This is a genomic window from Halomonas sp. ABH4_019 (assembly GCF_056159885.1).
Genome location: NZ_JBSWWC010000002.1, coordinates 451,855 through 473,638, shown reverse-complemented (window position 1 = coordinate 473,638; position 21,784 = coordinate 451,855). Strand labels below are relative to the sequence as shown.

Annotated in this window: 19 protein-coding genes; 13 read left to right on the top strand and 6 right to left on the bottom strand. The window is 69.1% G+C overall.

All coding sequences use genetic code 11. The features are described from left to right. Positions 1-146: 146 nt before the first annotated feature. Both ACXAFN_RS09315 and ACXAFN_RS09310 read left to right on the top strand, forming a co-directional pair. Entirely contained in the window at positions 147-764 is a 618-nt protein-coding gene (locus ACXAFN_RS09315; protein ID WP_474988180.1) for a TetR/AcrR family transcriptional regulator, read from the top strand. Next, a complete protein-coding gene (locus ACXAFN_RS09310) occupies positions 764-1,468 on the top strand; it encodes a 1-acyl-sn-glycerol-3-phosphate acyltransferase (protein WP_474988179.1) in 705 nt (234 codons plus the stop codon). The genes ACXAFN_RS09315 and ACXAFN_RS09310 overlap by 1 nt, the downstream gene beginning before the upstream one ends. Before the next feature lies 1 nt (position 1,469). Here ACXAFN_RS09310 and ACXAFN_RS09305 read toward each other — a convergent pair whose 3' ends face one another. Together ACXAFN_RS09305 and ACXAFN_RS09300 are read right to left on the bottom strand one after the other, a co-directional pair. Further along, positions 1,470-2,756, bottom strand: coding sequence for an HlyC/CorC family transporter (locus tag ACXAFN_RS09305; protein ID WP_474988177.1), 1,287 nt, complete (start codon positions 2,754-2,756; stop codon positions 1,470-1,472). Between the two features lie 58 nt (positions 2,757-2,814). Next, positions 2,815-3,615, bottom strand: a complete 801-nt coding sequence (locus tag ACXAFN_RS09300; protein ID WP_474988175.1) for a cytochrome C assembly family protein — start codon at positions 3,613-3,615, stop codon at positions 2,815-2,817. Between the two features lie 215 nt (positions 3,616-3,830). Here ACXAFN_RS09300 and ffh point away from each other — a divergent pair, with 215 nt between their 5' ends. The 10 genes from ffh (at position 3,831) to ACXAFN_RS09250 (ending at position 14,383) form a co-directional block, all read left to right on the top strand. Beyond that, positions 3,831-5,252, top strand: a complete 1,422-nt coding sequence (ffh, locus tag ACXAFN_RS09295) for a signal recognition particle protein (RefSeq protein WP_474988174.1) — start codon at positions 3,831-3,833, stop codon at positions 5,250-5,252. Between the two features lie 209 nt (positions 5,253-5,461). Continuing rightward, complete coding sequence (rpsP, locus tag ACXAFN_RS09290) at positions 5,462-5,710, top strand: 30S ribosomal protein S16 (RefSeq protein ID WP_474988172.1); 249 nt, start codon at positions 5,462-5,464, stop codon at positions 5,708-5,710. A 38-nt stretch (positions 5,711-5,748) separates the two neighbouring features. Further along, a complete protein-coding gene (rimM, locus tag ACXAFN_RS09285) occupies positions 5,749-6,300 on the top strand; it encodes a ribosome maturation factor RimM (protein ID WP_474988171.1) in 552 nt (183 codons plus the stop codon). 17 nt (positions 6,301-6,317) lie between these two features. After that, a complete protein-coding gene (gene trmD / locus ACXAFN_RS09280; protein ID WP_474989095.1) occupies positions 6,318-7,082 on the top strand; it encodes a tRNA (guanosine(37)-N1)-methyltransferase TrmD in 765 nt (254 codons plus the stop codon). Positions 7,083-7,238: 156 nt separating this feature from the next. Beyond that, positions 7,239-7,595, top strand: coding sequence for a 50S ribosomal protein L19 (rplS, locus tag ACXAFN_RS09275; protein ID WP_474988170.1), 357 nt, complete (start codon positions 7,239-7,241; stop codon positions 7,593-7,595). Between the two features lie 116 nt (positions 7,596-7,711). Next, positions 7,712-8,614 carry a site-specific tyrosine recombinase XerD gene (gene xerD, locus ACXAFN_RS09270; protein WP_474988168.1) on the top strand — a complete coding sequence of 301 codons (903 nt, stop codon included), beginning with the start codon at positions 7,712-7,714 and terminating at the stop codon, positions 8,612-8,614. Between the two features lie 3 nt (positions 8,615-8,617). Beyond that, entirely contained in the window at positions 8,618-9,358 is a 741-nt protein-coding gene (locus ACXAFN_RS09265) for a DsbC family protein (RefSeq protein ID WP_474988166.1), read from the top strand. Between the two features lie 214 nt (positions 9,359-9,572). Then, positions 9,573-10,889, top strand: a complete 1,317-nt coding sequence (locus ACXAFN_RS09260; protein ID WP_474989094.1) for a homoserine dehydrogenase — start codon at positions 9,573-9,575, stop codon at positions 10,887-10,889. 89 nt (positions 10,890-10,978) lie between these two features. Continuing rightward, positions 10,979-12,367 carry a threonine synthase gene (gene thrC / locus ACXAFN_RS09255; RefSeq protein WP_474988165.1) on the top strand — a complete coding sequence of 463 codons (1,389 nt, stop codon included), beginning with the start codon at positions 10,979-10,981 and terminating at the stop codon, positions 12,365-12,367. A gap of 213 nt (positions 12,368-12,580) precedes the next feature. Further along, positions 12,581-14,383 (top strand): single-stranded-DNA-specific exonuclease RecJ, encoded by a 1,803-nt coding sequence (locus ACXAFN_RS09250; RefSeq protein WP_474988164.1) that lies wholly within the window; start codon positions 12,581-12,583, stop codon positions 14,381-14,383. A gap of 344 nt (positions 14,384-14,727) precedes the next feature. On the opposite strand, the gene ACXAFN_RS09245 is transcribed toward ACXAFN_RS09250, so the two are convergent. The 3 genes from ACXAFN_RS09245 to ACXAFN_RS09235 all read right to left on the bottom strand — a co-directional run bounded on the left by ACXAFN_RS09245 (position 14,728) and on the right by ACXAFN_RS09235 (position 18,337). After that, on the bottom strand, positions 14,728-15,147 hold the full coding sequence (locus ACXAFN_RS09245) for a VOC family protein (RefSeq protein ID WP_474988162.1): 420 nt from the start codon (positions 15,145-15,147) through the stop codon (positions 14,728-14,730). Between the two features lie 155 nt (positions 15,148-15,302). Next, a complete protein-coding gene (locus ACXAFN_RS09240; RefSeq protein ID WP_474988160.1) occupies positions 15,303-17,888 on the bottom strand; it encodes a heavy metal translocating P-type ATPase in 2,586 nt (861 codons plus the stop codon). Next, entirely contained in the window at positions 17,885-18,337 is a 453-nt protein-coding gene (locus ACXAFN_RS09235; protein ID WP_474988158.1) for a MerR family transcriptional regulator, read from the bottom strand. The genes ACXAFN_RS09240 and ACXAFN_RS09235 overlap by 4 nt, the downstream gene beginning before the upstream one ends. A 294-nt stretch (positions 18,338-18,631) precedes the next feature. Between ACXAFN_RS09235 and ACXAFN_RS09230 the strand changes: the two genes are divergently transcribed. Beyond that, positions 18,632-19,969 (top strand): OmpP1/FadL family transporter, encoded by a 1,338-nt coding sequence (locus ACXAFN_RS09230; RefSeq protein ID WP_474988156.1) that lies wholly within the window; start codon positions 18,632-18,634, stop codon positions 19,967-19,969. Positions 19,970-20,043: 74 nt separating this feature from the next. Here ACXAFN_RS09230 and ACXAFN_RS09225 read toward each other — a convergent pair whose 3' ends face one another. Further along, a complete protein-coding gene (locus tag ACXAFN_RS09225) occupies positions 20,044-21,645 on the bottom strand; it encodes an ABC transporter ATP-binding protein (RefSeq protein WP_474988154.1) in 1,602 nt (533 codons plus the stop codon). Positions 21,646-21,784 lie beyond the last annotated feature (139 nt).

Genomic DNA, 21,784 nt, shown 5'->3' with positions numbered 1-21,784 from the left:
GATCCCGGCGAGGAAAGCGCCGCCGGCGGTGGGCTTGCGTTGGATGGCAGGCACGATATGCTAGCGGAAACAGTGTTTTTATATGAGATCGTCACCGGTGCCCGCCGATCGGGGTGCCGGACGCTCCCCGGCTCGCGAGGAAGTCGATGGCCCGTCCCAGACAGCACGCCCCCGAGGCCCTTCATGCCCAGGTGATGGCCGCCTGCGATGCCTGGCTGCAGGAACAGCCCGTGCACACGCTGTCGCTGCGCTCCCTGGCGCGGGAGATCGGCTGTGCCCCGAGCACGCTGCTCAAGCTCTACGGCAGCTTCGGCAACCTGCTGCAACATGTGAACATCGAATCCCTGGCTCGGTTGCGCACCGCCATCGACCCCTTGCTCGAGGCCTCGGCCCCCGAGGAGAGGCTCAAGGCGCTGGCCCGGGCCTATTGGGAGTTCGCCCGTCGCGAGCCCTTCCGCTGGCAACTGCTGTTCGATTATCCGCTGGCCCAGGAGGGCGAGCTGGACCAGCGGCAGAGCGACATGATCGAAGCGTTGTTCCTGCGCGTCGAGACCACCCTCAGGGAATATCAGCCGGCGCTCGACGACCTCGAGGCACGCCGCCTGGGGCGCACCCTCTGGGGCAGCGTGCACGGGCTGGTGCAGCTGGGGCTCAACGAGCGCCTCGGCTACTGGCAGAGCGAGCCGCTGGAGGTAGGCGAGTTGCTCGACCAGCTGCTGTCGACCCTGCTGGCGGGGCTGAAGGCGAGGTCCGACGCCCCTTGATGGACCTGTTCGCGTGGGGGGCGCCGATCCTGCTGGCGATGGCGGCCCTGGGCTGGTGGCTCCGCTCGCCGCGTCGGGCGGTACGGCGGCTGGTGTTCCTGCTTATCCACCTGCTCTATCGGCTGCGCTTTCGCGGCCGCCGTCACATACCCGCCCACGGCCCCGCCCTGGTGGTCTGCAACCATGTCAGCTTCGTCGATGCCCTGGTGGTAGGGGGCGCGAGCCCGCGCCCGCTGCGCTTCCTGATGGATCGGCCGATCTACGAGTCGCCCCGGCTGCACTGGCTGTTCAAGCTGGTCGGGGCGATTCCGGTGGATTCCGAGCGTCGCGATCCCGGTGGATTGCGACGGGCGCTGGAACAGGTCAGCCAGGCGCTGCGCGCCGGCGAGGTGGTGATGCTGTTTCCCGAGGGGCGCCTGACCCCGGACGGCGAGGTCCAGCACTTTCGCCGCGGACTGGAGCTGATCCTGGCTCGCGACCCGGTGCCGGTGGTGCCGGCGGGGCTGGCCGGGCTGTGGGGGTCCTGGACGTCGCACTGCGGTGGCCGGGCGCTCACCAAGTGGCCGCGGCGCTGCCGCGCCCGGGTGGCGCTGTATTTCGGCGAGCCGCTGCCCGCCGAGACGGCCGAGCGCCCCCGGGTAGAGGCGCGGGTGCGGGCCCTGAAGGCCGAGGCCGACGGCTGGGTGGCCGGCCGGGGTCGCTGAATCAGGCCTGTGTCACCACCGGTCGGCGCACCGCCTGCCAGCAGCGCGCGGAGGTGATCAGGTTGTCGCGCACCTCGAGGATCTCCATGCGCACCGGGCCGATCTGCAGGCAGGCCGGACCGTCGGGGAAGGACTCCAGGTGCTCGAGGATCAGGCCGTTGAGGGTCTTGGGGCCGTCGGTGGGCAGCTGCCAGCCCAGCGACTTGTTGATGTCGCGGATGTTGGCGGTGCCGTCGATCACGTGGCTGCCGTCTTCCTGGGGGTGGATCTCCTGGTCCTGGCCGGCCACGTCGGTGGTGAACTCGCCGACGATCTCCTCGAGGATGTCCTCCAGGGTCACCAGGCCCTCCACGTCGCCGTACTCGTCCACCACGATGCCGATGCGCCGCTTCTGCTTCTGGAAGTTGAGCAGCTGGGTGTGCAGCGGCGTGGATTCGGGGATGAAGTACGGCTCGCGGGCCTCCTGGACGATGGCCGCCTTGGTCACCTCGCCGCGGGACAGGAAGCGGGCGGCATTGCGCAGGTGCAGCATGCCGATGATGTTGTTGATGTCGCCCTTGTAGACCGGCACTCGGGTGTGCTGGCTGGTGCGGATCTGCGTCAGGATATCGTCCAGGTCGTCGTCGAGATCGATGCCCACCACTTCGTGGCGGGGCACCATGATGTCGTTCACGGTGACGTTCTCGAGGTCGAGGATCGAGACCAGCATGGCCTGGTGGCGGCGCGGGATCAGCGGCCCGGCCTCGTGGACCACGGTGCGCAGCTCGTCGCGAGTCAGGTTGTCGCCGCCGGCCTCGAGGGTCTTGACCCCGAGCAGCCGCAGCAGGCCGTTGGAGATGGCGTTGACCATCCACACCAGCGGGTAGAGCAGCTTGAGCAGCGGCTCCAGCACCCGCGAGGCGGGGTAGGCGATGCGCTCCGGCTTCACCGCGGCGTAGGTCTTGGGCGTGACCTCGGCGAAGATCAGGATGGCGATGGTCAGCAGGCTGGTGGCCACTGCCGGACCGGTCACCTCGCCGAAGAAATGAATGGCGATGATGGTGGCGATCGACGCCGCCAGGTTGTTGACGAAGTTGTTGCCGATCAGGATCACGCCGATCAGCCGGTCGGGACGCCCCAGCAGGCGCATCACGCGCTGGGCCCGACGCTCGCCCTCGCCGGCCCGGTGGCTGAGGCGGTAGCGGTTGATCGACATCATGCCGGTCTCGGAACTCGAGAAGAAGGCGGAGAGGCAGATGAGTAGCAGCAGCAGGCCGAACAGCAATCCCAGAGGGAAATCGTCGCTCAAGTCGAAGGATCCTCAATCGCGTATCAGGCTTGAGTTGTAGGGACGGCGCCCCGCGGTGTCAAGGACGAGCCAGCAGGACCTCGAGCACGAACTTGCTGCCGAAGTATGCCAGCAACAGCACCAGGTAGCCGCCGAGCGTCCAGCGCACCGCGCGCATGCCGCGCCAGCCCAGCCGGTGGTGGCCCGCCAGCAGGGCGGCGAAGATCACCCAGGCCGCCAGCGACAGCACGGTCTTGTGCACCAGGTGCTGGGCGAACATGTTGTCGACGAACGCGAAGCCGCTGGCGATCGCCAGGGTCAGCAGCAGCATGCCGGCCCAGATCAGTTCGAACAGCACCCGTTCCATGGTGGTCAGCGGCGGCAGCGACTGGACGACGCCGCGAATGTGGTGATGGCGCAGCGCCTGGTTCTGAACGCCGAGCAGGATCGCCTGGACCGCGGCGATGGCCAGCAGGGCGAAGGCCAGCGCCGAGCTCAGGGCGTGAAGGGCGATGCCCGGCGTCATGCCCGAGGCCTTCTCGGGGCTCGGCCACTCGATGGCCAGCAGCAGCACTACCCCGACCAGCGGGAACAGCCCGGTGGCGACGTTGAGCACCGGCTTTAACAGGCTGACCAGCAGCAGCACCAGCACCGCCAGGGCGCCGGCCAGCACCACGCTGGTGGTGAAGCCCGGCAGCAGGGAATCGCCTTCGTCGAGCAGGCCCACCGCCAGCGGCAGGTGGCAGAGCAGGCCGAGTGCGCCGAAGCTGCGCACCAGGGTGTCTCGCGGCGGCACGCGTCGGGCCAGCGCCAGGGCCTGCCAGGAGGCGGCCGCGAGATAGAGGATGAAGGCCATGAGGGCTAGGGGGAGCGCGTGCATCGATGGCTGTCCGTGCGCCTTTGCCTGCCGGTGACAGGATGAAATGGAGCCGCCACTATACCGAATCCTCCCAGCCCCGCCCAGCCGGGCGAGCCGGCGCCATGGAGACTCGTCGCCACAAGGCGTATAATTTTGGCCCATTGCGGGAGAAGCCGTCGCCGTCGAGACGCGGGGCGACGTAGCGCTTCCCCAGGCCAGCGTATGCGGAGAGGCCCATGTTCCAGAATCTCAGTGATCGTCTGTCCCAGACGCTCAAATCGATCAAGGGTCAGGCGCGCCTGACCGAAGACAACGTCAAGGATACCCTGCGCGAGGTGCGTCGGGCGCTGCTGGAGGCCGACGTCGCCCTGCCGGTGGTCAAGGCCTTCGTCGACCGGGTACGCGAGCGCGCCGTGGGACAGGAGGTGTCGAAGAGCCTCTCCCCGGGCCAGCAGTTCGTCAAGATCGTCCAGCAGGAGCTCGAGGCGATCATGGGCGAGGCCAACGAGGGCCTGGCGCTCAAGAGCCAGCCCGCGGTGGTGCTGATGGCCGGCCTGCAGGGCGCCGGCAAGACCACCTCGGTGGCCAAGCTGGCGCGCTACCTGCGCGAACGCGAGAAGAAGAAGGTGCTGGTGGTTTCCGCCGACGTCTATCGCCCGGCGGCCATCGACCAGCTCGAGACGCTGGCGAAAGAGGTCGATGTCGACTTCTTCCCGTCGAGCAGCGATCAGCAGCCGGTGGCCATCGCCGAGGCGGCGATCAAGCACGCCAGGATCCAGTTCCACGATGTGGTGCTCGTCGACACCGCCGGCCGGCTGGCCATCGACGAGGCGATGATGGCCGAGATCCAGGCCCTCGAAAACGCCGTGTCGCCCGACGAGACGCTGTTCGTGGTCGACGCCATGACCGGCCAGGACGCGGCCAATACCGCCAAGGCGTTCCACGAGGCGCTGCCGCTGACCGGCGTGGTGCTGACCAAGACCGACGGTGACGCCCGCGGCGGCGCGGCGCTGTCGGTGCGGCATATCACCGGCAAGCCGATCAAGTTCATGGGCGTGGGCGAGAAGGTCGACGCCCTGGAGCCCTTCCATCCGGACCGCGTGGCCTCGCGCATCCTCGGCATGGGCGACGTGCTGTCGCTGATCGAGGAAGCCGAGCGCACCGTCGACAAGGGCCAGGCCGAGAAGCTCGCCAAGAAGGTCAAGAAGGGCGACGGCTTCGATCTGGAGGACTTCCGCGACCAGCTCCAGCAGCTCAAGAAGATGGGGGGCATGGGCGGCCTGCTCGGCAAGCTGCCCGGCATGGGGCAGATGGCCGAGATGGCCCAGGGCCCGGGGCCCGAGAAGGAGATGGGCAAGCTCGAGGCGCTGATCAATTCCATGACGCCCCAGGAACGCCGCAAGCCGGAGATCATCAACGGCTCTCGCAAGCGCCGCATCGCCGCCGGTGCCGGCCTGCAGGTGCCCGATCTCAATCGCCTGCTCAAGCAGCACAAGCAGATGCAGAAGATGATGAAGAAGGCCGGCAAGAAGGGCGGCATGCAGAAGATGATGCGCGGCATGTCCGGCATGATGGGCGGCGGCGGCCCGGGAGGGCCGGGTGGCATGGGCGGTCCCGGCGGTATGGGCGGCCCCGGCGGGGGCATGCCGTGGCGCTGAGCCGCGGCGCGCGCGAGCTAAAAAGGTTTCCAAGCCGGGGAGATTTCCGTAGAATGCGGCGTCTTCACTGGCAGGCCTGCGATTCTTCGCGGGCATCGTCGTGACCGAACACCCCGGCGGCACGCCCTCCGGCGTGCGGTCGAACCGATTGTCGAGGGCCTCGCTCCCGACCGACAACCTCCGTAACTCAACCGAAGGACAGTCAACGCATGGTTACCATTCGTCTGGCACGTGGTGGCGCCAAGAAGCGTCCCTTCTACCACCTCACCGTGACCGATTCCCGTAAATCGCGCGACGGCCGCTTCATCGAGCGCCTCGGCTTCTTCAACCCGGTCGCCCGCGGCCAGGAAGAGCGCCTGCGCGTCGATCTCGAGCGCATCCAGCACTGGCAGGACCACGGCGCCCAGCTCTCCGGCCGCGTCGCCGAGCTGGTCAAGGAAGCCCGCAAGCAGGCCTGAGCCTGGTTGACGCTCCGACTACCTGAGGCAGGATCGCGATGAGCGCAGGCGCCGAGCCCGGCCCGGCCAACGAGCACGTGGTGCTGGGCAAGTTGACCAGCCCCTACGGTGTCAAGGGCTGGCTGAAGGTGTATTCGTACACCAGCCCGATGGAGGGCATCCTCGAGTACGACGAGTGGGTGCTGCGCCATCAGGGTCGCCTGGAACGCTTTCGCCTCGCCCAGGGTCGCCTGCAGGGCAAGGGCCTGGTGGCCCGCCTGGAGGGCGTCGACGACCGCAATCGGGCCGAGGCCCTGGCCGGCGCTGAAGTGCTGCTGCCCACGGCCGAGCTGCCCGACCTCGACGGCGACGACGACTTCTACTGGTATCAGCTGGAAGGCCTGCGGGTCGTGACCCGCGACGGCGTGTCGCTGGGCCGCGTCGACTACCTCTTCGAGACCGGCGCCAACGACGTGCTGGTGGTCAAGGGGCGTGACGACGAGGCCATCGACGATCGCGAGCGGCTGCTGCCCTTTCTGCCCGGCGAGGTCGTGCAGGACGTGGATCTCGAGGCCGGCGTGATGACCGTCGACTGGGATCCGGAGTTTTGAGTCGTAGCGACGCCTCCATGTGGGTCGGCGTAGTGACGCTGTTCCCCGAGATGTTCGAGGCGCTGACCCGTCAAGGCGTGACGGGCAGAGCGGTGGACAAGGGCCGTATCGCCCTGGAGTTCTGGAATCCCCGGGACTACGCCACCGATCGGCATCGCACCGTGGACGATCGCCCCTATGGCGGCGGACCGGGGATGCTGATGAAGGTCGATACCCTGCGCTCGGCCATCCACGACGCCCGCGAGCGGGCCGAGGACGCCACCGGGCAACGCCCGAAGGTGATCTACCTCTCGCCCCAGGGGCGACAGCTGGATCAGCGCGGCGCGCAGGCACTGGCGGATGGCCCGCCCCTGGTGGTGGTGGCCGGACGCTACGAAGGCATCGATGAACGGGTCGTTGAAGCCGACATCGATGAGGAATGGTCGATCGGCGACTATGTGCTGAGCGGCGGCGAGCTGCCCGCCATGGTGCTGATCGATGCCGCGGCAAGGCTGGTGCCCGGGGTATTGGGCCACCAGGATTCCGCGGTCGAGGACTCCTTCAACGACGGACTGCTGGACTGTCCGCACTACACCCGTCCCGAGGTCATCGACGGGCGGCATGTGCCGGAGGTCCTGCTCAGCGGCCATCATGGCGCTATCCGGCGCTGGCGGCTCAAGCAGTCCCTGGGGCGGACCTGGCTCCGGCGGCCCGACCTGCTCGAGGGCAGGCCGCTGAGCGCCGAACAGCAGGCCCTGCTGAAGGAGTTCATCGAGGAGTACGCGCCGGCCGACAGCGACTAGGTCGGAGCGGAGGTGCAGGACGCGCCCGGACGGGCGGCGGACCTGTGTCACCAACAGACTCCCGTGCCTCGACGCGTTCGAGCGCCGGGATCACGATTCGCCGGCCACCCACTGCCGGATCGGCGAGTCAACGAATGTTATCGAGGAGTTATCGTCATGAGTAGCAAGAACAAGGTGATCCAGGCGCTCGAAGCCGAGCAGATGAGCAAGGACGTGCCGGAGTTCGCCCCGGGCGACACCGTGACCGTCCAGGTCAAGGTCAAGGAAGGCAGCCGCGAGCGCCTGCAGGCCTTCGAGGGCGTGGTCATCGGCAAGCGCAACCGCGGCCTGAACTCCGCCTTCACCGTGCGCAAGATCTCCCACGGCGTGGGCGTCGAGCGGACTTTCCAGACCTACAGCCCGCTGGTCGACTCCATCCAGGTCAAGCGCCGCGGCGACGTGCGCCAGGCCAAGCTGTACTACCTCCGCGAGCGCAGCGGCAAGTCCGCCCGCATCAAGGAAAAGCTGGCCTGAGGCAACGCCTCACCGGCCAGTGGTGACGCGGCGCCTTCGCCCGCGTGACATCGAGACCCCGTCACCGCTGCCGCGGGGCGGGGTCTCGTCGTGCAGGGAGGTCCGAGGAAATGCCCATGACGATCGGCGACGATGCCCTGGCCCTGATCGAGGCCTGCCTCGACGATCTGTGGCTGGGGCAGGGCGCCAGCGACAACACCCTGGCGGCCTATCGCCGCGACCTCGTCGCCTGGGGCGCCTGGCTCGAGGCGCGTGGCGCCACGCTGCTGGCCCCCGGCGGCGAGGCGCTGCCGGCCTGGCTGGAGGCACGACGTGAGGCCGGTTACCGGCTGCGCAGCGATGCCCGGCTGCTGTCGAGCCTGCGAGGCTTCTACCGCTGGACGCGGGCCGAGGGGCACCTCGACCACGATCCGCTCGCCGAGGTGCGCCTGCCGCCGGCTCGCCCCGCGCTGCCCGATACCCTGGAGGAAGACGAGGTGGAACGGCTGCTCGCCGCCCCCGACCTCGACAGCGAGCTCGGGCTGCGCGATCGCACCATGCTCGAGGTGCTCTATGCCGCCGGGCTGCGGGTCAGCGAGCTGGTCGGCCTGACCACCGATGCGGTCAACCTGCGACAGGGCGTGGTGCGGGTGCGCGGCAAGGGCGACAAGGAGCGTCTGGTGCCGCTCGGCGAGGAGGCCGTGGCCTGGCTCGAACGCTACCTGCGCACCGGCCGCCCCGGGCTGATGCGCGACCCGACGCGACCGGCGCTGTTCCCCGGCCGGGCCGACGCCTGCCTGACCCGCCAGGCGTTCTGGCACCGCATCAAGGCCCATGCCCTGGTCGCCGGCATCGACCGACCGCTGTCGCCGCACACCCTGCGCCACGCCTTCGCTACCCACCTGTTGAATCATGGGGCCAACCTGCGTGTCGTACAGCTGTTGCTGGGTCACAGCGATCTCTCGACCACCCAGATCTATACCCATGTGGCGCAGGCCCGGCTCGAGGCCCTGCACGCCGATCATCATCCCCGAGGCTGAAACATGAGACGAATCACACGCGCCCTGGTCGCCGGCACCTTCGCCGCCCTGTCCCTGCCCGCCCTGGCCGAGGACCCGGCCATCGAACGGCTGACCGAGCACCTGGCGGTCGACGGCCAGCCGATGCCGGTGAAGCGCATCGAGCCGACGCCGCTGGCGGGGTTCTACGAGGTGCGCCTGGAGACCGGCGAGCGCTTCTACACCGATAGCCAGGGCGACTACTTCCTGGTCGGCGATCTGTTCGAGAATGCCCAGGGCGGGCTGGTCAACCTCACCGAGCGGGCGCGGAACGCCGAACGGGCCGCCAGGCTGGCCGCGATTCCCGACGAGGAGCGGGTGGTGTTCCGCGGCATCGACGAGCCCCGGGCTCGCGTCACGGTGTTCACCGATACCACCTGCCCCTACTGTCGCCGGCTGCATGAGGAGGTGCCGCGGCTCAACGAGATGGGCATCGAGGTGGACTACCTGGCCTTCCCCCGCGGCGGCATGAACTCGCCGGGGGCTCGGGAGCTCGAGCGGGTGTGGTGCGCGGACAACCCGAGCGAGGCCATGTCGGCGGCCAAGCGCGAGGAGGCGCTCGAAGGCGACGCGGCCTGCGACAATCCGGTCGAGGCACAGTATCATCTGGGCATGGAACTCGGCGTGCAGGGCACGCCGGCCATCGTGCTGCCCGATGGGCGCCTGGTGCCCGGCTACGTGCCGGCGGAACGCCTGGCGACCATGCTGGGCCTGAACGATCAATAGCCGCGCCGGCGAGCGCGGGGCTAGGGAAGCGCGGAATCAATCGGTGAGCGGAGTAAGGCGCCAGGCGCACGGGGCACAGAAGCCGGAGCCTATGGGTATAGGTGACGGCTTCGAGCACCGCGCAACGTGGCGACGTGCCCGCGCAGGCATTTGTTCGGTGCCTTCCCGAGGCCGATATCGCTGAGACACAAGCACAGTAACGAGGGGAATGACATTGAAACCGGTGAGAGTGGGAATCTGTGGCCTGGGCACCGTCGGCGGCGGGACCTTCAACGTACTGACGCGCAACGCCGACGAGATCGCCCGTCGGGCGGGGCGGCCCATCGTCATCGAGCAGGTGGCCTTCCGGACGCCCAATCCCGAGTGTGACGTCACCGGCATCAAGACCACCCAGGACGTCTTCGAGGTCGCCGCCAACCCCGACATCGATGTCGTCGTCGAACTGATCGGCGGCTACGACGTGGCCCGGGAGCTGGTGCTGACCGCCATCGACAACGGCAAGCACGTGGTCACCGCCAACAAGGCGCTGATCGCGGTGCACGGCAACGAGATCTTCCAGGCCGCCCACGAGAAGGGCGTGATCGTGGCCTTCGAGGCCGCGGTGGCCGGCGGCATCCCGGTGATCAAGTCGCTGCGCGAGGGCCTGGGGGCCAACCGCATCGAGTGGCTGGCCGGCATCATCAACGGCACCGGCAACTTCATCCTCACCCACATGCGCGACGAGGGCCGTGCCTTCGAGGACGTGCTCGCCGAGGCCCAGGCGCTGGGCTATGCCGAGGCCGACCCGACCTTCGACGTGGAAGGCATCGATGCCGCCCACAAGCTGACCATCCTGGCCTCCATCGCCTACGGCGTGCCGCTGCAGTTCGAGAAGGCCTACACCGAGGGCATCTCCCGGGTCACCGCCGAGGACGTCGAGCAGGCCGACAACCTGGGCTACATCATCAAGCACCTGGGCATCTCCAAGCGCACCGACGACGGCCTGGAGCTGCGCGTCCACCCGACGCTGATTCCCAAGGAGCGGCTGCTGGCCAACGTGCATGGCGTCAAGAACGCCATCGCCGTGATGGGCGACGCCGTGGGCCCGACCCTCTACTACGGCGCCGGCGCCGGCGCCGAGCCGACCGCCTCGGCGGTGGTGGCCGACGTGCTCGACGTGGCCCGCGACATCACCACCGATCACCACTACCGGGTGCCCTACCTGGCCTTCAGCGGCATCGGCGAGAACGCCGACCAGCCGCCGATCCTGGCCATGGAGGAGATCAGCACCGCCTACTACCTGCGCCTGCTGGCGGTGGACCGCCCCGGGGTGCTGGCCCGGGTCGCCACCATCCTCTCCGAGGAGGGCATCTCCATCGAGGCGCTGATCCAGAAGGAGGCCACCGAGGGCGAGCTGGTGCCGATCATCCTGCTGACCCACCGCACCCGCGAGCGGCAGATGAACGAGGCGATCCGCAAGATCGAGTCCATGGCCGACATCGCCGGTTCCGTCACTCGCATTCGCGTCGAGTCGCTGGAAGAGAACCAATAACCATCGGCCGCGGGCCTCGGGCAGCGGGCGGCGGGCAGTGAAGTGCCCGTAGCTCGTCGCCCGTGGCCCGAGTCCCACGGAGTGGAATGATGCGCTATATCAGTACCCGCGGGCAGGCGCCTGCGCTCTCCTTCGAGGAGGTCGTGCTCACCGGCATGGCCAGCGACGGGGGCCTCTACGTGCCCGAGGCCGTTCCCCAGCTGAGCCACGAGCAGCTGGCCGACATGGCCGGCTGTTCCTATGCCGAGATCGCCTTCCGGGTGATGCAGCCCTACGTGGGCGGCGAGATCGACGACGACACCTTCCGCGAGATCGTCCGCGACGCCTACGCGACCTTCAGCCACGACGCCGTGGTGCCGCTCAACCAGCTCGACGCCAACCACTTCCTGCTCGAGCTGTTCCACGGCCCGACGCTGGCGTTCAAGGACGTGGCCCTGCAGCTGCTCGGCCGGCTGCTCGACCACTTCCTCAAGAAGCGCGGCGAACGCGCGGTGATCATGGGCGCCACCTCCGGCGACACCGGCTCGGCCGCCATCGAGGGCTGCCGCCACTGTGACAACCTGGACATCTTCATCCTGCATCCGCACCAGCGGGTGTCCGAGGTCCAGCGTCGCCAGATGACCACCGTGCTGGCCGACAACGTCTTCAACGTCGCCATCGAGGGCAACTTCGACGACGCCCAGGCGATGGTCAAGGCCAGCTTCGCCAACCAGGACTTCCTGAAGGGCACCCGGCTGGTGGCGGTGAACTCGATCAACTGGGCGCGCATCATGGCCCAGATCGTCTACTACGTGGCCTCCGCCGTGGCACTCGGCGCACCGCACCGCAAGGTGAGCTTCTGCGTGCCCTCGGCCAACTTCGGCAACGTTTTCGCCGGCTACATGGCCTACCGCATGGGCCTGCCGGTCGAGCGCTTCGTGATCGCCACCAACGCCAACGACATCCTGCACCGCACCCTGGCCGACAACGACTTCTCCAAGCAGGAGCTGGTCGCGACCCTGGCGCCGTCCATGGACATCGTGGTGTCGTCCAACTTCGAGCGCCTGCTGTTCGAGGCCTACCAGCGCGACGGCGACGCCGTAGCCGCGCTGCTCGAGCGCTTCCAGGACGAGCCCTCGGCGCTGGCCGAGGCGCCGCTGGCGCGGCTGCGCGAGATGTTCGCCAGCCACAGCATCGACGACGCCACCATCCTGGAGGTGATCCGCGAGGCCCATCACCGCACCCAGGAGATCCTCGACCCGCACACCGCCACCGGCTATCGCGCCGCCGAGCGCGAGCGCGGCGACGAGAGCGCGCCGATGGTCACCCTGGCCACCGCCCATCCGGCCAAGTTCGCCGAGGCGGTGGTCAAGGCCGGCTTCCCGGGCGTGCCGCTGCCGCCGCACATGGACGACCTGCTGGAGCGCGAGGAGCGCTACAGCGTGCTGCCGGCCGAGCTCGCCGCCGTGCAGCGCTTCGTGGCTGAGAATCGGCGGTAAGGCCCGGGAAATGGTGACCTGAATCGCCACCAGGCGAGGGGCGCCGGGGGCAGGCCGAAGAGGAGGTCCTACGCCAGGGATGGCGTCGGTAGCGCCCAAGGATGGGTTCACAGCGCCTCCTCGGTGGTCCGGCACCCCGGAGGCCTGTCCCCGGATCAGCCCCGGTTGACTCCCATCTGATTGAATTCGCTACCCCATCCAAAGGAGTCGGGCTTGGATGCCGTGACCGATCCCCACGACCTGCATGAACGCCTTGAACCCCGCATCCTGCCGCGTCCCCGCGACGAGGCCCTGGAGGCCCGCGCCCTGGCCGAAGGGCTGACGCCGCTGCAGGCCCGCGTGCTGGCCGGGCGCCTGCCCGGCCATACCGGCGAGCTCGCCCCGCTGGTGTCGCCGAGCCTGCGCCACCTGGCGCATCCCGAGCGACTCAAGGACGCGCGCCCGGCCGCCGAGCGCATCGCCCAGGCGGTGGTCGAGGGCGAGCACATCGGCATCCTCACCGACTACGACGTCGATGGCATCACCTCCCACGTGGTGATCCGCCGCACCCTGAACGAGCTGTTCGGCGTGCCCGAGGACCGGCTGCACAGCCTGATCGGCCACCGCATCCATGACGGCTACGGCATCAGCCTGCCGCTGGTGCAGCGCACCCTGAAGCTCTCGCCGCGGCCGAGTCTGGTGATCACCGCCGACTGCGGCAGCTCCGATGAGCCGCGCATCGCCCGGCTCAAGGCCGCCGGCATCGATGTGGTCGTCAGCGACCACCACGCGCTGCCGGTGGAAGGCCCGCCGGCCTCGGCCTTCGCCACCGTCAACCCGACCCGCGACGACTGCGATTACCCGGACCCGACCATCGCCGGCTGCATGGTCGCCTGGCTGGTGATGTCGCTGGCCCGTTCGGTGCTGATCGAGTGGGGCGTGCTGGCGGGCTCCACGCCCAAGCTCTCGCCCTGGCTCTCCTACGTGGCGCTGGGCACCGTGGCCGATTGCGTGTCGCTCGGCGGCAGCGCGGCCAACCGCGCCGTGGTCACCCAGGGCCTGGCGCTGATCAATCGCATGGAGGCGGCCTGCTGGCGGACCATGGCCGAGCGGCTGGGCGCCGACAGCGTGCCCTTCGACGCCGAGACCCTGGCCTTCCAGATGGGCCCGCGGATCAACGCCCGCTCGCGGCTCGACGACCCCTACGCCGCGCTGCATTTTATGCTCGCCGAGCAGGATCATGTCGCGCAGCGCTATCTCGAGGTGCTCGATCAGGACAACCAGTCGCGCAAGGCGATCGAGGCGGACATGGCCGAGCAGGCGAGGGCGCTGGCTCGGCCGCAGCTGGCTGAGAACGCCCCGGCGCTGGTGGTCTTCCTCGAGGATGGCCATCCCGGCGTGCAGGGCATCGTCGCCTCACGGCTGGTGCAGGCCTTCGGCCGGCCGACCCTGGTGCTGACCCCGGCCGCCCAGGCCGGCATGCTCACCGGCTCGGGACGCTCCATCGAGGCGCTGCACCTGCGTGACGCCTTGCAGCGCGCCTTCGAGCTCGCCCCCGAGGCGCTGCCGCGCTTCGGCGGCCATCGCGGCGCCGCCGGCGTCGGCGTACCGGTAGAAGCGCTCGAGGCCTTCCGTGCCGCCTTCCTGCAGGCGGTCGGCGAGCAGCTCGGCGACACCGAGCTGTTCCCCAGGATCTTCACCGACGGCGAACTGGCACCGGCTCAGATGAGCCTCGCCACCCTCGACGAGCTGGAGGCGCTTGGGCCCTACGGCCGCGAGTTCGACCCGCCGCTGTTCGAGGGCGAGTTCCTGGTGGAATCGTTACGTCCGGTAGGCGCCGAGGGGAATCACCTGATGATGGAGCTCTCGGCCGGCCTGGTGGCGACCCGGGCGATCTGGTTCCGGGCGCTGACCCCGGGAGAGGTACCGGCCTTCGGGGTCGGCGACCGGCTGCACTGCGCCTACAAGCTCAACCGCAACCGCTGGCGCGGCCGCGAATCGCTGCAGCTGATGGTCGAGCACGCCGCCGCAGTATAGTGTGTCGGGCTGCGGGCTGCGGGCTGCGCGGCGCCGGGGACAGGCCGAAGAGGAGGTTCGATTCCAGGAAAGGAATCGGTAGCGTACAGGGAAGTATTCACAGCGCCTCCTCGGAGGCTTGTGCCCGGGAAAGCCGCGGATTTCAGAATCGAAGGCGAGCAAATCGGGCCATACCCCAGGGGTGGCGAGTTCCAGCAGGTGGCCGTCGGGGGCTCGGTCGGATAGAGAGCGGGCTCTCCCGAGAGCGGTCTCAGTAAGTCGGCCATACCCCGGGGGTGGCGAGTTCCAGCAGGTGGCCGTCGGGGGCTCGGTCGGATAGAGAGCGGGCTCTCCCGAGAGCGGTCTCAGTAAGTCGGCCATACCCCGGGGGTGGCGAGTTCCAGCAGGTGCCCGTCGGGGTCGCGGAAATACAGGCTCTCGCCGCCCCGCGGCCAGTGGGTGCGACCTTCGATGGCGACGCCGTGGTCGCGCAGCTGGCTCTCCCAGGCCGCCAGATCGCCGGCGGCGATGGCGAAGGCCATGTGTACCCGGCCGCTGCCATCGTGGGGGGGAATGGTCCCCATGTCGTCGGGGAGGACCACCGTCTGGAGGGTCTCGCCGCTCAGGAACAGCAGCAATACCGAGCCCGCCCCGGCGTCGAAGGCGGTGAAACGATGGTCCGCGGTGAAGGGCGTGAGGCCCATCACGCCTTCGAAGAAGGTCTGGGCCCGTGCCATGTCCTCCACGTAGAGGGCCGTCTCCAGTACCCCGTTGAGTTCGGGCATTCGGCTTGCTCCCTTTGGCCTCCTGGTTATCAGCCTAGCAGTCTCGTGCTTGAGGCCGCGGGCGGCCTCGTCGGGCAGGCGTCAGCGAGTCGGCCCCCAGAACCACCAGGCGATCAGGGCGATCAGCGCCAGGCCGGCGAGATTGACGATCCAGCTCATGGGGAGACCTCCTGCTGGTGGGTGGAAGGTGTTCCGGTGGATGACGCGCCGGCGTGCCTGGGGCGCAAGGCGCGCAGGCGGCTGGCGTTGCCGACCACGGTGATCGAGGAGGCCGACATGGCGGCACCGGCGATGACCGGCGACAGCAGGCTGCCGGTCAGCGGATAGAGGGCGCCGGCGGCGATGGGGATGCCGAGCACGTTGTAGCCGAAGGCGCCCACCAGGTTCTGCTTGATGTTGGTCAGCGTCGCCCGGCTGATGGCGATGGCGTCGGCCACGCCGTGCAGCGAGTCGCGCATCAGGGTGATGCCGGCGCTCTCGATCGCCACGTCGGTGCCCTGGCCGATGGCGAAGCCGACGTCGGCGCGGGCCAGCGCCGGGGCGTCGTTGATGCCGTCGCCGACCATGCCGACCGTCTCGCCGTTGGCCTGACGCCGCTCGATCTCGGCGTGCTTGTCCTCGGGCAGCAGCCCGGCGCGGACCTCGTCGATGCCGACCTCGTCGGCGATGGCGCGGGCGGTGTGCGCGTTGTCGCCGGTCAGCATCACGATGCTCAGCCCTTCGTCTCGCAGGCGTGCGACGGCCTCCCGGGCATCGGCACGCAGCGGGTCGCTGACGCCGAACAGGGCGACGAGCCGGCCGTCGACGGCCAACTGGACCACGGTGCGTGCCTGGCCCTCGAGCGCGTCGACGCGGTCCTTGCCGGGCGTGAGGTCGACGCCGGCCTCCTCGAGCAGCCGGGCGTTGCCGAGCAGCAGCGTGCGGCCGTCGGGCGTGCCGGCGCGCACGCCGCCGCCGGTCACGCTGGTGAAGTCGCGGATCTCGGCGGCCGCGGCGCCCTGTGCCTCGGCATGGGCGAGCAGGGCGCTGGCCAGCGGGTGCTCGGAGCCGCGCTCCAGCGCCGCCACCCAGCCGAGCGCCTCCTGCTCGTCGCCGGCGAGGACCTCGGCCTCTGTCAGCCTCGGCTTGCCCTCGGTCAGGGTGCCGGTCTTGTCCACCACCAGGGTGGTGAGACGGCTGGCGGTCTGCAGCGCCTCGCCGCTTCTCACCAGCACGCCGTGTTCGGCGGCCTTGCCGACGCCGATCATGGTGGAGATCGGCGTGGCCAGGCCCAGCGCGCAGGGGCAGGCGATGATCAGCACCGTGCTGGCGGTGACCAGCATGTGCAGCACGCGCGGCTCGGCGCCGACGTTGAACCAGACCAGCGCGGTGAGCACGGCGATGATCATCACCGACGGCACGAAGATGCCGGAGATAGTGTCGGCGAGCCGGCCGATGGGCGGCCGCGAGGCCTGGGCGCGAGCCACCTGCTCGGTGATGCGGCCGAGCCGGGTGTCGGCGCCCACGCGGGTGGCCCGATAGACCAGCCCGCCCTGGCCGTTGACGGTGCCGGCGCTGACCTCGTCGCCGGCCGCCTTGGCCACCGGGGCGGGCTCGCCGGTGAGCATGGACTCGTCGAGGTGACTCTCGCCCTCGATCACCTTGCCGTCCACCGGCAGGCGCTCGCCGGGGCGCACGCGCAGCCGGTCGCCCTCGCGCACCTCGTCGATGTCGACCTCGCACTCCTGACCGTCGCGGATCACCCGGGCGGTGCGGCTCTGCAGGTCGAGCAGGCGGCGCAGGGCGTCGCTGGTGCGGCCCTTGGCCTTCAGCTCCAGGGCGTTGCCCAGCAGCACCAGGCCGATCACCATCGCCGAGGCCTCGAAGTAGAGGCCGCGGGCCATCTCGGGCAGGGCCTCGGCGAAGGCCACTACCGCCATGGAATAGAGCCAGGCGGTGCCGGTGCCCATGGCGATCAGAGTGTCCATGTTGGCCTGGTGATGGCGCAGGTTCTTCCAGGCGTTGCGGAAGAAGTGCCGGCCGGGGCCGGCCATCACGGCCAGGGTCAGCAGGCCCACCACCAGCCAGAACCACCGGCCGGCGCCGAGCGGTTGGGGATGATAGACGAACATGCTGACCATCAGCGGCACGGCCAGCGCCAGCGACAGGGCGCTGCCGCGCATCCGGCGGCGATACTCCACGGCGTCGCGCTCTGCGCGTACCTTCTCGGCCTGGCGCAGGTCGAGGATCGGCTCGGCGCCGTAGCCGACCGCGTCCACGGCGTCGATCAGCGCCTGGGTGTCGGCGCTGCTGCGCACCTGGGCGGTGTGGTTGCCGAGATTGACCGTGGCCGAGGCGACGCCCGGGGTGCGCTCCAGCGCCTGCTGGACGCTCTTCACGCAGCCGGCGCAGGTCATGCCGGTGATGGAGAGGCGCAGGGTGGTCGCGCCATCGTCGTCACCCTCGCTATGGCTGTTGGCCTGCGGCGCCGGCGTGGTTTCCGGCGCGGGCTCGGGGGCAGGCTCGGTCGCGGCGCCCGGCTCGATGGACGACGTCTCGGGTGGATAGCCGGCGTCCGCCAGCACCCGGTCCAGCTCGGCGTCGCTCAGCGCGCTCACGACCTCGAGACGATGCTCGGCCGGCGTGCCGCTCACCTCGGCCTCGGCGTCCTGGGCCTGGATGGCCTCGCGCATGCGCTTGACGCAGCCCTGGCAGCGCATGGCGGGAATGTGGCGTTCGCGTCGCATGGACGAGGTACTCATGACGATGCCTCCCTGGGCGATGCTTCTCGCGGCGACGACTCCAGCGGCTCGGGGAAGCTCTCGATCAGCCGGCACAGGCTATGGCCGTCCGGCGTGCCATCCGGGAGGTGCTCCCAGGCCGCCAGCGCCTCCTCCATGCGTCCGGCCAGGGCCTCGAGCTCGCGGATGCGCGCGCGAATCTCCGGCAGGCGATGGGCCAGCAGGTCGCGGACCAGCGGGCAGGGTGAGTCGCCCTGGTCGGACTGTTCGAGGATCTCGCGGATCTCGGTGACGCCGAACCCCAGGGTGCGGGCCCGCTGGATGAAGCGCAGGCGGCGCAGGTCGGTGTCGTCGAAGAGTTGATAGCCGTTGCTCGGATCGCGCTCGGGGTGCAACAACGCTTCCCGGGTATAGTGCCGCACGGTCTCGGCGGTGACGCCGGCCTGGCGGGCGAGTTCGCTGACCTTCATGGAGCGTCTCCTGAATCGGGATCTGCTCGCAGTGTAAAACCTTTGGGTAACACTCAGGTCAAGCGCCTCGTTCGGCCTCTCCGAAGGCTTCGGAGAAAAGTGCTAACTTATTGATGCCGCAGGACAAGGCGTTGCCCTCATACCAAAGTATTAGCAAAAATGGGATTAAAACGAACGTTTGGCCTTGAACCCGCCGGAAGATTCGGCAAACACTGTCGTCAGCACCCGCGTCATCACCCGACTCATCATTACAACAGTCACAACAACAGCCATCGAGAAAGGATGCCCAGCGCCATGCACAACAAGCCCCGCACGCTCACCGTCGCCATCGCCCTGGCCTCCGCGACCCTGGCGGCCGGCCAGGCCGCCGCCTCCGGCTTCCAGGTCCGAGAGCAGAGCGCCAAGACCCTGGCCAACGCCTTCTCCAACGCCGCCGCCGGCGCCGAGGACGTCAGCTTCATGGCCTACAACCCGGCCGCCATCGGCAACATCGATGGCAGCCAGGTGGCCGGCGGCGTGTCCTATATCGATGCCTCCTTCGAGCTGCAGGACGCCGAGGCGTCCAACGTGCTCGGCATGCCCTATGCGTCCGATGCTTCGGGAGAAGGGGGCGAATCGGCGGTGGTGCCGAGCTTCGCCATCAAGACACAGCTCGACGAGCGCTTCGATCTGGGTCTGGCGATCCACTCGCCCTACGGCCTGGCCACCAAGTACGACGAGGACTGGATCGGTCGCTATCACGGCATCGAGACCGAGCTGAAGACGATCGACTTCCAGCCGACCCTCAACTATCGGGCCAGCGAGCGACTCAATCTGGCGGTCGGCCTGCGCGCGCAATATGCCGATGCCACCCTGTCGAACGCCATCGATTTCGGCGCTGGCGCGGCCGCCCAGGGCGTGCCGGGGGCGATGCCCGGCCAGAACGACGTGATCGGCGAGCTCACCGGTGACGACTGGGGCTACGGCTATACCCTGGGGGCACTCTTCCAGGCCACCGAGCGGACTCGCGTCGGGGTCAGCTATCGTTCCGAGATCGACCTGACCCTGGAGGGTGACCTGGACGTGAAGGGCACCGATCCGCTCTCCGATGGCGCCATCGCCGCCGGCCAGGTGTCCGACATGGGCGGCTCCGCCGACCTGACCACCCCGGCGAACTTCAACCTGGGGGTGAACCACCGGCTGACCGATCGCCTGACGCTGATGGCCAACGCCGAATGGACCGAATGGAGCAGCTTCGACGAGCTGCTGGTGGAGTTCGACGACGGCAGCGAGAGCCGGACCACCGAGAACTGGAACGATACCTGGGCCTTCTCGGTGGGGGCCAACTACCAGCTCAACTCGCAGTGGCTGCTGCGCACGGGCCTGGGGGTCGACGAGACGCCGGTACCGGACGCCGAGCACCGTACCCCGCGGGTGCCGGACGCCGACCGTCGCTGGGCGTCCATCGGCGCCACCTACCAGCCCACCGAGAACCTGGGCATCACCGCCGGCTACCTGCGCATCTTCGGCGACGACGTCGACATGGACCAGGATGCGACCCCGACCAACGAGAACGCCACCCGCGGCAACCTCTCGGGCACCTACGAGGTCGAGGCCGACGTCTTCGCGCTGTCGATGGATTATCGTTTCTAGCGGCGGCTCGCCTCGCGATGTCCTGTACCCCGGCCCTCGGCCGGGGTTTTTCATGCGCGGAGCTCGCGGCGCGCTCAGGCGGCCTCGGCGTCGATAAAGGCCGCGCGCATCAGTTCACGGGTATAGGCTTCTCGCGGCGCCTCGAACAGTGCCTGGGTGTCGCCCTGTTCGACCACTTCGCCCTGCTTCATCACCAGTACGGTATCGGCCAGGGCGCGGACCACGGCCAGGTCGTGACTGATGAACAGGTAGGTCAGGCCATGCCGGGCCTGCAGGTCGCGCAGCAGCGCGATCACCGTGGCCTGCACCGAGCGGTCCAGCGCCGAGGTGGGCTCGTCGAGCAGCAGGAACTCGGGCTTGAGCACCAGGGCCCGGGCGATGGCGATGCGCTGGCGCTGGCCGCCGGAGAACTCGTGGGGATAGCGGCGGCGCATCGCCGGGTCGAGGGCGACCTCGCCGAGCGCCTCCTGGACCCGGGCATCGCGCTCCCGGGCGGAGAGCTCGGGGGCGTGAACCTTCAGGCCCTCACCGACGATCTCGCCGACCGTCAGGCGCGGCGACAGCGATCCGAAGGGGTCCTGGAAGACCACCTGCATCAGAGAGCGCAGCGGGCGCATGGCGGTGCTGTCCAGGCCGCTCAGGGCGGCGTCATCGAAGCGGATGTCGCCGCGGCTGTCGAGCAGTCGCAGCAGGGCGCGCCCCAGGGTCGACTTGCCGGAGCCTGATTCGCCGACGATGCCCACCGTCTGTCCCCGGCGAATCGCCAGGTCGATCCCGCGTACCGCCTCGAAATATTCCACAGGGCGAAACAGCCGCTTGCCGAGCGGGAAGCGCACCCGCACGTCACGGGCCTCGAGCAGCATGGGGGCGTCCTCGGGCACCGCTGCCTTGCGGCCCCGCGGCTCGGCGTCGATCAGCATCCGCGTATAGGCGTGACGGGGGGCCTCGAACAGCGCCCGGGTCTCGCCGCTTTCCACCAGTTCGCCCTGGCGCATCACGCACACCCGGTCGGCGAAGTGGCGCACCAGGCCCAGGTCATGGGTGATGAACAGGATGGCCATGCCGTAGCGGTGCTGCAGGTCCTTGAGCAGGGCCAGGATCTGCGCCTGGACGGTGACGTCGAGCGCCGTGGTCGGCTCGTCGGCGATCAGCAGCTTGGGCTCGCAGGCCAGCGCCATGGCGATCATGACCCGCTGTCGCTGGCCGCCGGAGAGCTCATGGGGGTAGCTGGAGAGGCGTCGCTCGGGCTCGGGAATGCCGACCTGGCCGAGCAGCTCCAGCACTCGCGCCCGGGCGGCGCGTCCCTTGAGGCCGCGATGGCGCTCGAGCGCCTCGGCGATCTGGCGGCCGATGCGATGCAGCGGATTGAGCGAGGTCATCGGCTCCTGGAAGATCATCGCGATGTCGTTGCCGCGCAGTCGACGCAGGCGTTTCGGCGTCGCGGCCAGCAGGTCCTCGCCCTCGAAGCGGATGGCCCCGCGGGTGCTGGCCAGGTCGGGCAGCAGGCCCATGGCGGCGGTGGAGGATACCGACTTTCCCGACCCGGATTCGCCGACCAGGGCCAGGGTCTCGCCCGCCTCAATGTGGTAGCTGACGCGCTTGACGGCGGGAACGGTGCCGTGGGGCAGGGTGAAGTCGACGCACAGGTCGTCGACCTCGAGCAATGGGGTTGTCATCTTTCACTCCTGGTATCGCTCATGTGCGTGACATGGGAGTGCCGATTTATGTTGCGAGCGAAGAGAGGTTGGTTACCGCCGGCGCGCAGCAACCAGTCTTGACTGGCTGCGCATTGAGGATTGCGACGGTCCGACGCTT

Bases quoted from the DNA above. Each gene is read 5' to 3' on its own strand.
- ACXAFN_RS09315 (WP_474988180.1), top strand. From the start codon at position 147: ATGGCCCGTCCCAGACAGCACGCCCCCGAGGCCCTTCATGCCCAGGTG.
- ACXAFN_RS09310 (WP_474988179.1), top strand. From the start codon at position 764: ATGGACCTGTTCGCGTGGGGGGCGCCGATCCTGCTGGCGATGGCGGCC.
- ACXAFN_RS09300 (WP_474988175.1), bottom strand. From the start codon at position 3,615: ATGCACGCGCTCCCCCTAGCCCTCATGGCCTTCATCCTCTATCTCGCG.
- ffh (WP_474988174.1), top strand. From the start codon at position 3,831: ATGTTCCAGAATCTCAGTGATCGTCTGTCCCAGACGCTCAAATCGATC.
- rpsP (WP_474988172.1), top strand. From the start codon at position 5,462: ATGGTTACCATTCGTCTGGCACGTGGTGGCGCCAAGAAGCGTCCCTTC.
- rimM (WP_474988171.1), top strand. From the start codon at position 5,749: ATGAGCGCAGGCGCCGAGCCCGGCCCGGCCAACGAGCACGTGGTGCTG.
- trmD (WP_474989095.1), top strand. From the start codon at position 6,318: ATGTGGGTCGGCGTAGTGACGCTGTTCCCCGAGATGTTCGAGGCGCTG.
- rplS (WP_474988170.1), top strand. From the start codon at position 7,239: ATGAGTAGCAAGAACAAGGTGATCCAGGCGCTCGAAGCCGAGCAGATG.
- xerD (WP_474988168.1), top strand. From the start codon at position 7,712: ATGACGATCGGCGACGATGCCCTGGCCCTGATCGAGGCCTGCCTCGAC.
- ACXAFN_RS09265 (WP_474988166.1), top strand. From the start codon at position 8,618: ATGAGACGAATCACACGCGCCCTGGTCGCCGGCACCTTCGCCGCCCTG.
- thrC (WP_474988165.1), top strand. From the start codon at position 10,979: ATGCGCTATATCAGTACCCGCGGGCAGGCGCCTGCGCTCTCCTTCGAG.
- ACXAFN_RS09245 (WP_474988162.1), bottom strand. From the start codon at position 15,147: ATGCCCGAACTCAACGGGGTACTGGAGACGGCCCTCTACGTGGAGGAC.
- ACXAFN_RS09240 (WP_474988160.1), bottom strand. From the start codon at position 17,888: ATGAGTACCTCGTCCATGCGACGCGAACGCCACATTCCCGCCATGCGC.
- ACXAFN_RS09235 (WP_474988158.1), bottom strand. From the start codon at position 18,337: ATGAAGGTCAGCGAACTCGCCCGCCAGGCCGGCGTCACCGCCGAGACC.
- ACXAFN_RS09230 (WP_474988156.1), top strand. From the start codon at position 18,632: ATGCACAACAAGCCCCGCACGCTCACCGTCGCCATCGCCCTGGCCTCC.
- ACXAFN_RS09225 (WP_474988154.1), bottom strand. From the start codon at position 21,645: ATGACAACCCCATTGCTCGAGGTCGACGACCTGTGCGTCGACTTCACC.